Here is a 12530-nt window from a genome sequence, read left to right as displayed (position 1 = left end):
TATTAAAGGAGAGAATTATATGAGTAAAAAAATAGTTATACATTATATGAACCAATTCTTTGCCGGTATCGGAGGTGAAGAAAAGGCTGGTATAGAACCAGAAATTAGAGAAGGTGTTATAGGACCTGGTGCTGCTTTAGCTAAAGAACTAGGCGATGGTTATGATGTAGTTGCTACTGTTATTTGCGGGGACAACTATTTCGGTGAGCATATTGATGAAGCTAAAGAAACAATTATTAAAATGATTGAAAAATATAAACCAGATTTATTTATAGCTGGTCCTGCATTTAATGCTGGACGTTATGGTGTAGCTTGCGGCGGTATATGTCTTGCTGTTGAAGAGCATTTCAAAATTCCTGTTGTTACTGCTATGTATAAAGAAAACCCTGGTGTTGATATGTACCGTAAAGATTTATACATAATAGAAACTAAAGATTCTGCTGCTGATATGAAAAACTCTATACCTAAAGTTGCAGCATTAGCTAAAAAATTAGTTGCTGGCGAAGAAGTTCAAGGACCTGCTGCAGAAGGTTATTTTGAAAGAGGAATAAGAGTTAACTATTTTAATGAAGTACGCGGTTCTACTCGTGCTGTTGATTTGTTAGTTAGAAAAATTAAAGGCGAACAAATAGGAACTGAATATCCTATGCCTTTCTTTGATAAAGTTCCACCTGCTGCTGCTATTAAAGATATAACTAAAACTAAAATCGCTTTTGTTACTTCCGGCGGTATAGTTCCTGTAGGCAATCCTGACAGAATAGAAAGCTCTAGTGCTACTAAATATGGTATTTACAGCATTAAAGGTAAAAAATCTATGGATAAAAGTGAATTCATGACTATTCACGGAGGATATGATAGGCAATTTGTTTTAGAAAATCCAAATCTAGTTATACCTTTGGATGTTATGAGAGAAATAGAAGCGGAAGGTGGAATAGGCGAATTAGCTGATTATTTTGTTACTACTACTGGTACTGGTACTTCTACTGGAAATGCTAAACGTTTTGGAGAAAGTTTTGTACCTAAATTGTTAGAAGATGGTGTACAAGCAGTAATATTAACATCAACCTGAGGTACTTGTACTCGTTGCGGTGCAACGATGGTAAAAGAAATTGAACGTGCTGGTATTCCAGTAGTTCACATGGCTACAGTAGTGCCAATATCTTTAACTATAGGAGCTAATAGGATTATACCTGGTGTTGGTATACCATATCCATTAGGCAATCCTCCTTTGGGTGAAGAAGCCAGCAAAAAAATCAGACGTAAAATGGTTGAAAGAGCTTTAAAAGCTTTACAAACTGAAGTTACAGAACAAACTGTATTTGAAGATTAATACTTGGTCATAGTTGTTTTGAACCACTCTGTATATAATTATTTTATATATGGGGTGGTTTTATAATATTATTGATATTTTTTATATTTGTAGTATTATTAAATTTATATCCATTTGATAATTTTTATGGAGAGGATATTTATGAAAAAATGTAAAGAATTATTTATCAATAATTTTAATTTATCTGTTTCCGTATCATTATCGGCTATTTCAGGAATTATTTTCTTTATTTCTTCTTTTCAAGTGGTTTCTATTGTAATATTTGTATTTTTATTATTAGTAATATTTTCTTTTATAAAAAAATCTAACATGGTAAAAAAAAGAAAATGAAATAAAAAAAGAAAATATAGATAATAATAAAGCCGATGATAATATAATTAATGAGTTTTTTTATGATGATATAATGAAAAAGTCTATATATAATATTAAAGATTATGATTTTGTATTAATAATTCAGGACACTATTAATAATATAAAAGAAGTTTTAAATTGTATAAGCGGGAATAAAAGCTATATTAGAATGCATAATTCTATAATAGATTATTATATACCTACTATTAGTAAATTTATTTATACTTATATAGATTTGGATAATTGTTCTATGGAAGAAAAAAAATAAGGATAGAGTTAGATTAGAAATAAAAAAATCTATATGTGCTATTAATTATGGATTTGATAGAATGAAAAGAAATATTGATACTAATATTTTGATGGATATAAACAGTGATATAAGTGTTTTGAAGGCCATGCTTTTAAAAGACGGACTTGTTAAAGAGAAAGATTTTTAAAAATTACAATAGAATAGGATATTAAATAGAATGAAAAAAAGAATTTATGCTATATTATTTTCTGCATTATCTCTTTTCTTTGCTGGTATAGGAATACAGAAATTTTATTTAGGACAGATAAAAAGAGGTATATTATATGTGTTGTTTTTTTGGACATTTATACCTTATTTGTTATGTATTATAGATTTACTAAAATTTATATTTATGAGTGATGAACAATTTAATTTAAAATATAATAAAGATTATTATAATGAAATATATCATGAAGAAAATTATTATGATGATGGAAATGTATTAGAAGCAGAATATAGCTATACATCTGAGGTTAACAAAGAAGAAAATGATGATCCTATTATCTCAGAGGCTTTAAATTATTATAATTTAATAAATGATAGTATTAAAAATATTAGAGATTATGAATTTGCTTCTTATGTAAAACAATTAAATGCATTGTTTAAAGATATTATAAATAAGGCTTCAGAATGTGAGGATGAAGAGAAGATTTATAATATTAAAAAAGATTTAGAACGTATGATGGAATATAATATACCTACAACATTAAAACTTATAAATTCCTATATAGATTTAGAAGATTCTAATATGGATAATATAAATAATGTTAAAAGGGGAATAAAAGAATCAATTATATCAGTTGTAGAGTTTTTAAAAAATGTTTTAAATAAAATACATGAAAATGATATTATGGATATAAACAGCGATATAGATGTATTAAAAACAACTTTAAAAAATAATGGATATATGTAAAACTTATTAATGGAGAATATATAGTGGATAGCGATGGTGTTTATAAAAGAGTGAATATAAATAAAGTGATAAAAAATATTCAAAAAAATAATTCAAATTTAACAGAAAGCAAGGCACAGGAACTGGCTTATGCTATGATAAAAGAGCTTAATAAAAAAGTTTCTTCTATGGTATCAGATTTTGAGAATGGAGAAGGTGATTTTATGGCTTGTTATTTTGATGTTATAGATAAGGTATGAATTTTTATTTTTATATAAAAGTAATTTTAAGATGTTGACTTTTTTATTATAAAGATATAATATATACATTAAATTTTAAAAAATAAAGGAGATAGTTATGGGAATATCAGATGATATCAAATCAGGTTTTTATGCTGGAATAGGCATGATGCTAAAAGGAAAAGAAAAACTTGAAGATGCAGCACGCGAGTTTATTAAAGATAAAAATGTAAGTGCTGAAGAGGGAGAAAAATTTGTAAAAGATATGGTAAATAAAGCCACAGAAACAAAAGAAGAAGTTACCCAATTTATTGATGATAGAATACAGCAAGTTATAGATAAAATGGGATATGTTAAAAAAGAAGAATATGAGAGTATGAGAAAAGAATTAGATGAATTAAAATCATCCATAAAAAAAGATCAGCAATAATAATAAGATTATGAATATTTAAAAAATAAAAATGCATTATTAAAGTATATATAAATATATTTTATTAATGCATTTTTTTGTAGGGAATGAAAATGAATAACATGAAATCTATAAAAAGAGCAAGAGAAATAATTTCTATAATAATAGCTTATGGGTTTAGAGACATTATAGATATAACACCAATATTAACAATAATAAAAAATCCTATAAAAAAACTTAATATAAAATATAAAGGTGTTGATTTAAGTAAGTATACAAGAGGCGAAAGAATAAGGATGGCCTGCGAGGATTTGGGTACTACTTTTATAAAATTGGGACAAATATTATCTAATAGAAATGATATACTTCCTAAAGATATTACAGATGAGCTTAGTAAACTTCAAAATCATGTTAAACCATTTGATGAACAAGAGGCAGTAAAAATAATAGAAACAGAGTTAGGCAGCACTATAGATGAAGTATTTGAGTCATTTGATACTAAACCAAAGGCTAGTGCTTCTATATCTCAGGTACATGTTGGTGTTTTGAAAAATGGAGAAAAAAAAGTTGCTATAAAAGTAAAAAGACCAAATATAGAGGATAATATACTTACAGATTTGGAGATTATAGTTTGGCTTGCTAATATTATTGAAAAATATAATGAAGAATTTGCTCTTATGAATCCTCAGAAGCTCATAAATGCTTTTAAAAGTCAATTATTGCAGGAATTAGATTTCAATTTTGAAAAAAATAATACTCTCAAATTTGCTAAATATTTTAAAAATAATAAAGATATAAAGATAGCAAAAGTTTATGAAGATTATAGTACAAAAAATATATTGACTATGGAGTATATAGATGGAATAAAAATATCTGATATATCTCCTGATGATACAAGATACGATAGAAAAAAATTAGTTTCTATTGGTATTGATGCTGTGCTTGAACAAATATTCATGCTTGGATTTTTCCATGCAGATCCTCATCCAGGTAATTTAATGGCATTAGAAAATAATGTTTTATGTTTTTTGGATTTTGGAATGGTTGGATTTATTCCCCCAAATTCAAAAGATGCTTTTTCATCACTTATTATGAGTATAAATAATGCTGATTATTTAACTTTATCTAAATCTATACTTGATTTATGCAATCGCAGTGATATGAAAAATACAGAAGAATTTGAGATGGCTATTTTTATTCTAGTAAATAAGTATATAGATATGTCGTTAGATAATATAAATATAGAAAATGTATTTAATGAGCTTATAACTATAATAAGAGAATTTAAATTAAGTTTACCTAGTAATATTATGCTTTTGATAAAATCTTTAATTGTTCTTGAGGGAGTTGGAAGGAATTTAGACAAGGATGTAAAGTTAATAGAACATATAAAGCCTTTTGCTTTTAAATATGTTAAAGAACAAATGAAACCTTATAATTTGTTAAAAGAAGCTAAAAATATAATAGGTGATTATTCCAACGCATTAAAAAACCTTCCATCAAATTTATCAGATTTAGTGTCAGTGATAAGAAAGGGTAGTATGAAGATACAACTTGAGCATAAAAAACTTGAGTCATTATCTAATACTCTTGATAATTTAGCAGACAGATTAAGTTATTCCATAGTACTAGCATCTCTAATTATGGCTAGCGCTTTAATTATTACAAGTAAAATACCTCCATTGTTCCATGGTACATCTGTTATAGGTATGATAGGTTTTGGTGTTTCAGGTATCATGGGATTTATAATGATAATCAGCAGAGTAATAAATAAATATTTTAAGAAGAAAAAGAAATAACAGAATATAATTAAAGCCTCCATAAGGAGGCTTTTTTAATTAAGCTCCGAGAACAGGGCTCGAACCTGCGACCCGGTGATTAACAGTCACCTGCTCTACCGACTGAGCTATCTCGGATTGTTTTTTAATGTTTGAGTATTATAGCATAATAAAAATAAATGTCAATACCTATTTGTATATTTTTTTTATTTATATGTGCTAAAATATTCAAGTATTTCTGCATACTTTGAAGATTTATTTCCAGATAATACCAAATATTGATTTAAATATTCATAAACTTTTTTTCCATATTCTTTTTCTTTATTTAAATCATTCTTTTTTACAGCTTCATCATATTTCATTTTGTATCTTGTAGCTAGAGCATAATTAGAATTTGGTTCAGCTCTTAATTCCAAAGCTTTTGTATACAATTCTATTATTTTATCTTCTTTGTATTCCTTTTCTAAATATATTGCTCCATACATATATATATCGCCTAATTTGGGATATGATGGATGAGCTTTTAGAGCCTTCATACCTTTAGAATCTAGTAAACTTAGATAAGATTTTAATTTTGAATAGGCATTCAAACTGCGGTCAAAATTAGCTAATGTTCTTGCATAACCAGCAGCTCTGTCTAATTCCTGATCATTACTAGGTGTTACAGGTATGTTTAAATCGTCTTGTGCAAATATTGTAATTGCAGTAAATAATATTGCTAAAATTATTTTTATTTTCACTTTCACTCCAAATATTTAATTTTTTATCGTTTTTTATTATCGTAAAATATAAAATCTACTAAAATTAAAAAAGTAAAAAAATTATTATTACTTATTGACAATAAAAGTATTTGTTCTATAATATTTTGTGAAAAATACAAAATTATGGAGATATTTATGGCTACAAAAAAAACAGAAAAAAAATCTGAAGACACCCCTAAAAAGAAAACAGCTGCTACAAAAAAAACAACTACTACAACTAAAAAAGCTACTGTTAAATCAGCCGCCACTTCTAAAAAAACTACTACCACTAAAAAGACAGTTTCTAAGAAAAAAGCTGCAAATGAAAATGTAAAAGATGTAAAAGAAGAAGTAAAAAAAGAAACTTATATACCAGATGAAGTTGATATAGTTAGAGAATTGCCAGATAGATACAATGAGACTAAATTAGTATTAATGATGCGTGACCCTGAATGGTGCTTTTTTTATTGGGATATTTCAGATAATGATATAGCTTACCACTCCTTGAAAAATAAAAGAATATCTGTAAGAATATTCCATGTATTTGGGTATGATATAACTAATGGAGAAATTCATAAAGAAGTAGAAGTAAATTATATTTATGGCGACAGATATGTTAATTTGGCTATGCCTCATGCTTATTTTATAGGGGAACTAGGTTATTATGATGAAAATAACAGATTTATAGTTTTGGCTAGAAGTAATATGATATATGCTCCTAGAGATTCTATAAGTAATGTTTATGATGAAGAGTGGATGGTTAATGACGAAATTATTAAGCTTTTAAAATCTCCTAAAGCTTTAAGAGAAAGTTTATCTTCTGCTACTATATTTGAACTTATAGATTTGAGAAGACATCATCTTGCTGGATCTTCATCTTCTCTTTTCTTGAAAAAGAATTAAAAGTTATTTTATTATTTAATAATTGAGCGGTGTTAATTGATACATATAATGCTTATTAATTTTTCTGTTTTTGTTTTGCTGACTCTGTAAATTAAATGTTAATTAATGCCGCTAAGAATAATATGTATAGCGGAGAATCTATAAGAATTGAAAATAGATGTCTGCTTGTTATAATCTTCTTCTTCATTACCACAAAAGAAATTATACTACTGTATATTATTGGTATAAAATATTTCAATTTATTTATTTCTAATGGGAATTTGTTCATAATAATACCTACAATCATAAATAATATTAATATAAGAGGTATTGTTCTTGTTATAACAGCTAATTTGCTTGAATCTATATATGTTGTTAAAGTTACAGCACCTGCTATTTTGTCACTTTGAGAAAATTTTATTTCTATTAATGCCTGTCTTATAAACATGAATAAAAATACTATAGCAGCAGAAAATAAATATGAAAAAGGTTTTTCTTTTATTATATCTCTATTCATTATAAATATAGAACCATTCATTAGTACTGTAACCGCTACAGATATTACTATTGCTTTAAATGGTATAAGTTTTTTAAACAATTTGAAAAATATAGATGATTCAAATCTTGATTTATTTTCGAAACTAATATTGTATCCAATACCAAGCAAACTAGATAATATTGACAGCATTAGTATTCCTACACTCATTTTGTATGAAAAATAAAACATTAATAATGCACTTATTATTATTAATGACATAAAAAATATTTTGTTTTTCTGATAAAATAGATATCTTCTTTTATCGCTTATCCTAATAGTATAATTGCTGTATCCATTTCCTAAACTCATATAAAGATAATATAAAGCTATTATTATTCCTATTTGAAATTGAAATGGCTGAGATAGTATATCATATATTGCATAGGACATTAAAAAAGCACCTACAGAAAAGAATATATATCCATAATTTAAAAAGTCGAATATTTTAGAAAAAAAATTTGTTATTGGACCTGAGTATTTATCTTTTATAGTTTGAGCTACATCTTCTATAAGCCAATCAGGAGTAGATGCTCCAGCCATAATTCCCACATTTTTATATTTAGATAAGTCTAATTTTTCCAAATCTTCTTTAAACTCCACATAAAATGCAGGCTTGATTGATGATGCTATTTTGTATAGGTTTCTAGTATTACTGCTTTCGGAACCTCCTATTACCAATACAACATCATTTCTTTTTGCTATTTCTAAAATTTCAGTTTGTCTTTGTTCTGTCGCTTCGCAAATAGTATTTTTTATTATTATTTCTTCAGTATCTTTATATCTTTCTTGAATTTTATTTACAAATTTGTCAAATATATTTTTTTGTAAAGTAGTTTGGGCTACTATTAATGTTTTTTTAGCGTTTTCTGGTAATTTGTCAATATCTTCATCTTGATATACTACATAAACATCATTTGCATATCCGCAAACACCAATAATTTCAGGATGATTAGGATTTCCTATTACTATAACTCTATAACCAAGTGAACTATGTTTTTTTACTAATCCTTGAATTTTAGCTACATATTTACATGTAAGATTAACTATTTTTTTAGCATGACTTGAAAGAGCTTCTCTTCTGCTTGGAGAGATACCATGAGCTCTTACAATAACAGTTTTTCCATCTAAAACAGACATATCCTCATTATCTTCATATGTTTTTACACCAATATTTTCCAACATATCAAGAGTTTGAGGATTATGTATTAAATGCCCGTCTATATATATATCATTATTATTTTTAGCTGCCTGAGAAAATGTATTTTCTACAGCATATTTTACACCATCACAAAAACCCGCAAATTTACCTATATCTACGTTCATTATTTTTGAAATTTATTTTATTATTTAGCTTTAACTACTTTATTGCCTTTTATACATTTTGTGCAAACTAATGCTTTTTTTACAGTACCATTTAATTCTATTTTGATATTTTGTAAATTAGCATTAAAAGAACGTTTAGTTTTTATATTAGAATGGCTTACGCTATGACCGTTTTGTTTTCCTTTTCCACAAATTTCACATACTCTTGCCATAATTTCCTCCAAATATGAATGATAATTTATAGTTCAGAAGATTATATTATAAAAATTCATTCTAGTCAATAGATTCGGTAAAAATTATAGTATATTTTCTCTGTTTCCTAATTGCTACGAATAGTACATTATTTGTTATAATGCTATAATTTTTATAACAAAAAAAATAAAAAATAATATACCCATTGATTATATTTAAATATGTAGTATAATGTTTGGTATTAATTAAATGATTTTAATACCTAAATAGGAGAGATATATGCCCCCAAGATCAAAATTAGGTGAAATACCTAGACAAGAAATGCCTGCTAGAAGTCCTGAAGAACGTAATAAAGATTTTAAAGAAGTACCTTTGGGATATACTGAAGAACAAGCATATACTGAGGCTTTAAGATGTTTAGATTGCAAAGTACCTCATTGTATGGAAGGATGTCCTGCTAAAGTAAAGATTCCTGAATTTATAGGTCTTGTAGCAGAAAAGAAATTTATCGAAGCTGCTAAAAAAATAAAAGAAACTAATGCTTTGCCTGCAGCCTGCGGAAGAGTATGTCCTCAGGAGACTCAATGCGAGCAGAGATGTGTTGTGGGTAAGAAATTTGAACCAGTTGCTATTGGTAAATTAGAAATGTTTGTTGCTGATTATGAAAGAAAACATTCTCAGTATGAAGGAATTAAAGTAGAAAAAAACGGTAAAAAAGTATGTATTATAGGAGCTGGACCTGCTGGTTTGGCTTGTGCTGGAGACTTAATAAAATTAGGTTATGATGTTACAGTATTAGAAGCTTTACATACAATAGGCGGAGTATTAATGTATGGTATTCCAGAGTTCCGTTTGCCTAAAGAATTAGTAGCTCATGAAGTAGAAAATTTAAAGAAAGATGGTGTTAATTTCAAAATAAATGAGGTTGCTGGTATATCTTTAGATTTTTATGAATTAAGAAAAGAGTATGATGCTATATTCTTAGGAACAGGTGCTGGACTTCCTGCTTTCTTAAATATACCTGGCGAAAATTATTGTGGAGTATATTCTGCTAACGAATATTTAACACGTGTTAATTTAATGGGTGCTTATAAATTCCCAGAAGTAGATACTCCTATCATAAAACATAAAAAAGTTGCTGTATTAGGCGGTGGTAACGTTGCTATGGATGCTTGCAGAACTGCTGTTAGATTAGGTGCTGAAAAAGTTTACTGTATATACAGAAGAACTGAAAAAGAGCTTCCTGCAAGAGTAGAAGAAGTTCACCATGCTAAAGAAGAAGGTGTTGAATTTAGATTATTGAGAGCTCCTATAGAAATTCTTGCTGATGAAAATGATAATGTAAAATCTATTAGAACTCAGGTTATGGAGCTTGGAGAAGCAGGAGAAGATGGAAGAAGAAAACCAGTTCCTGTTGAAGGTAAAACAGAAGATATAGAAGTTGATGCAGTTATTGTTGCTATAGGAACTACTCCTAACCCTCTTATATCTAGAAAAGTTCCAGAATTAGAAACTACTAAGAAAGGTACTTATGTTATAAATGAAGAGACTGGAGAAACTTCTATGAAAGGAGTATTTGCAGGTGGTGATGCTGCCAGAGGTGCTGCTACTGTTATTCTTGCTATTGGTGATGGTAAGAGAGCTGCTGCTGGAATAGATAAATATTTGTCTAATAAATAATATTAGATTATTGTTTTAACAGTCTAATGATAATTTCATTAGACTGTTTTTTTTATAAGGCTTATTTTAAGTAAAAATATTATTAAAAAATACTAAACTATACTTGACTTTTATTACATTAGTACTATTATGTAAACTATATGCTTTTTTATTATAAAAAACTATGTAATAGTTTTATCTTATTTTAATAATGATGGTTTTATATTTGAAAGCAGTAAAATATATTTTATAAAGATTAGGAGGATTAATCCAATTATGAATTTGAAAATTCAAATAGCTTTTATAACCCTACTAGCTTTTATTGTCATGTCCTGTGGCGGTTTACCTGTAAAGGAATACGAAAGAGTTACAGCTCTTAGAGATACTGTGGTAAACAAATATTCTGAAATTAAAACTTTCGCTCCAGAGGATTTTGAAATAGCTGAAAAAGGTTATGCGGAAGCTGATATTATAATGAAAGAAGAAAATAAGGATGAGGCAGAAAAAGCAAAACAATTATTATTGGAAGCAGAAACCAATTATAATTTAGTGTTAGACAAAGGATTGCCTCCATATTCTGAAATTCTTAAAAAGCAGACAGATGAAAGTGCTACAAATGCCATCGATATAAAAGCTGGCGTAATGTATGCTGATGAATTTAATAAAGCTGAAACTATATATCAAGAAGCTAATGCTATGTATACTGCTGAAACAAAAGATTATAGAGTTTTAGTAGATAAACTTTATCAGGCTAAAGTTGCTTATACAGATTTGTATAATAAAACTAAAGAGCAATATGATAAAAGTGATGAGGCTTTACAAAAAGTTAAAGAACGTTTAGCAGAATTAGAAAAGATGATGAAAGAGATAGAAGCCTTTGAGCAAGAATTGAATTAACTTAAGGAGATAAATAATGAAAATAAAAAAAATAATAGCTACTATAGCTTTATTATCTTTTACATGGTCTGTTTTGCCTTCGCAAACTTATGAGGATGCTGCTAGAATGACTGAAGAAGCAGATACTCTACAAAATGAAGGACAGTATCAGCAGTCTTATGATAAGTCGCAAGAGGCATCCGATACTATAGATAAGGCTACAGTGGCTTTATTCTATAGATTGATGAATGCTAGAATTAATAAAGCTAAAAATGATGCAAATGCAGCTATAACAGAAATTAACCAAATGGGTGCTGCTTCTGATAATCAATTTAAAGCTCAATATGAAGAAGCAGTTAAATATTTTGAGGAAGGTAGTTCTAATATAGGTACTATACCTGGTCCGAATGAATCTCCTCAAAATGATGAAGAGTTTACTGCTGCTTCTAATACATTTACAACAGTTTTAGAATCTTTTAATAATGCTTTATCATCTGCTAATAGCGTTAAAGAAGGTTATTTAGGAAGAGAAAGAGATACTGCTTCTAAAGCTATAGCTGATGCTAAAGGTAAATATAATGCTGCTTTAGGTAAAAGTATAAAAGCAGGTGATAATAATGATAAAGCTGTTTCAGGTGCTTTGAGTAAAGCTGATGAGGCTTTAAAATCTGATAATTTTGCTAGTGTTCAGCAAAACGTTGCTGCTGCTCTTGCTGGTATAACTAAAGCAGAAGCAGATGCAAAAGCCGCTGCTGAGAAAGCTGCTGCAGAAGCTAAGAGAAAAGCAGAAGAGGAAGCTAAGAGAAAAGCAGAAGAGGAAGCTAAGAGAAAGGCAACTGAAGAGGCTAAAAGAAAAGCAGAAGAGGAAGCTAAGAGAAAGGCAGCTGAAGAGGCTAAAAGAAAAGCAGAAGCAGAAGCTAAAAGAAAAGCTGAAGAAGCTAGATTAAAAGCAGAACAGGAAGCAAAAGCTAAAGCAGAAGCTGAGGCAAAGGCTAAAGCAGAGGCAGAAGCTAAGAAGAAAGCTGAAGAAGA

Annotated in this window: 13 protein-coding genes, 1 tRNA gene and 1 pseudogene; 11 read left to right on the top strand and 4 right to left on the bottom strand. The window is 28.1% G+C overall.

Translation table 11 applies throughout. The annotated features are described in order from the left end of the window. Positions 1–19 precede the first annotated feature (19 nt). The 7 genes from grdF (at position 20) to T324_RS0116085 (ending at position 5309) form a co-directional block, all read left to right on the top strand. Positions 20–1330, top strand: a complete 1311-nt coding sequence (gene grdF, locus T324_RS0116130) for a sarcosine reductase complex component B subunit beta (RefSeq protein WP_084548688.1) — start codon at positions 20–22, stop codon at positions 1328–1330. 141 nt (positions 1331–1471) lie between these two features. Then, positions 1472–1660, top strand: a complete 189-nt coding sequence (locus tag T324_RS0116115; RefSeq protein WP_028331193.1) for a hypothetical protein — start codon at positions 1472–1474, stop codon at positions 1658–1660. Positions 1661–1733: 73 nt separating this feature from the next. Beyond that, positions 1734–1949 (top strand): hypothetical protein, encoded by a 216-nt coding sequence (locus tag T324_RS0116110; RefSeq protein WP_028331192.1) that lies wholly within the window; start codon positions 1734–1736, stop codon positions 1947–1949. A 199-nt stretch (positions 1950–2148) separates the two neighbouring features. Beyond that, complete coding sequence (locus T324_RS0116100) at positions 2149–2883, top strand: TM2 domain-containing protein (RefSeq protein WP_028331191.1); 735 nt, start codon at positions 2149–2151, stop codon at positions 2881–2883. A gap of 23 nt (positions 2884–2906) precedes the next feature. Continuing rightward, positions 2907–3122 (top strand): hypothetical protein, encoded by a 216-nt coding sequence (locus T324_RS0116095; RefSeq protein ID WP_028331190.1) that lies wholly within the window; start codon positions 2907–2909, stop codon positions 3120–3122. 97 nt (positions 3123–3219) lie between these two features. Continuing rightward, the gene (locus T324_RS0116090; protein WP_028331189.1) at positions 3220–3531 is read left to right on the top strand and encodes a phasin family protein; all 312 of its coding nucleotides are present in this window, start codon (positions 3220–3222) and stop codon (positions 3529–3531) included. A 92-nt stretch (positions 3532–3623) separates the two neighbouring features. Beyond that, on the top strand, positions 3624–5309 hold the full coding sequence (locus T324_RS0116085) for an ABC1 kinase family protein (protein WP_028331188.1): 1686 nt from the start codon (positions 3624–3626) through the stop codon (positions 5307–5309). Positions 5310–5353: 44 nt separating this feature from the next. On the opposite strand, the gene T324_RS0116080 is transcribed toward T324_RS0116085, so the two are convergent. Together T324_RS0116080 and T324_RS0116075 are read right to left on the bottom strand one after the other, a co-directional pair. Beyond that, a tRNA-Asn gene (locus T324_RS0116080) sits at positions 5354–5426 on the bottom strand. 68 nt (positions 5427–5494) lie between these two features. Further along, positions 5495–6028: a hypothetical protein gene (locus tag T324_RS0116075; RefSeq protein ID WP_028331187.1), complete on the bottom strand. Its 534-nt coding sequence runs from the start codon at positions 6026–6028 to the stop codon at positions 5495–5497. A 156-nt stretch (positions 6029–6184) separates the two neighbouring features. Between T324_RS0116075 and T324_RS0116070 the strand changes: the two genes are divergently transcribed. Continuing rightward, on the top strand, positions 6185–6931 hold the full coding sequence (locus T324_RS0116070; RefSeq protein ID WP_028331186.1) for a DUF4912 domain-containing protein: 747 nt from the start codon (positions 6185–6187) through the stop codon (positions 6929–6931). A gap of 91 nt (positions 6932–7022) precedes the next feature. Here the strand turns inward: T324_RS0116070 and ispH are convergent, their stop codons facing one another. Both ispH and rpmB read right to left on the bottom strand, forming a co-directional pair. Beyond that, positions 7023–8771, bottom strand: coding sequence for a 4-hydroxy-3-methylbut-2-enyl diphosphate reductase (gene ispH / locus T324_RS0116065; protein ID WP_028331185.1), 1749 nt, complete (start codon positions 8769–8771; stop codon positions 7023–7025). A gap of 20 nt (positions 8772–8791) precedes the next feature. Then, a complete protein-coding gene (gene rpmB / locus T324_RS0116060; RefSeq protein ID WP_028331184.1) occupies positions 8792–8983 on the bottom strand; it encodes a 50S ribosomal protein L28 in 192 nt (63 codons plus the stop codon). Between the two features lie 259 nt (positions 8984–9242). Between rpmB and gltA the strand changes: the two genes are divergently transcribed. The 3 genes and pseudogenes from gltA to T324_RS17955 all read left to right on the top strand — a co-directional run. Next, the gene (gene gltA / locus T324_RS0116055; RefSeq protein WP_028331183.1) at positions 9243–10643 is read left to right on the top strand and encodes an NADPH-dependent glutamate synthase; all 1401 of its coding nucleotides are present in this window, start codon (positions 9243–9245) and stop codon (positions 10641–10643) included. A 255-nt stretch (positions 10644–10898) separates the two neighbouring features. Then, positions 10899–11519 carry a hypothetical protein gene (locus T324_RS0116050; RefSeq protein WP_028331182.1) on the top strand — a complete coding sequence of 207 codons (621 nt, stop codon included), beginning with the start codon at positions 10899–10901 and terminating at the stop codon, positions 11517–11519. Between the two features lie 16 nt (positions 11520–11535). Continuing rightward, positions 11536–12530, top strand: a pseudogene (locus T324_RS17955) (hypothetical protein); the annotation flags it as partial.

Origin of the sequence: Brachyspira alvinipulli ATCC 51933 (assembly GCF_000518245.1) — a bacterium.
Lineage (GTDB): Bacteria > Spirochaetota > Brachyspiria > Brachyspirales > Brachyspiraceae > Brachyspira > Brachyspira alvinipulli.
This window is presented reverse-complemented; position numbering and strand designations above follow the sequence as displayed.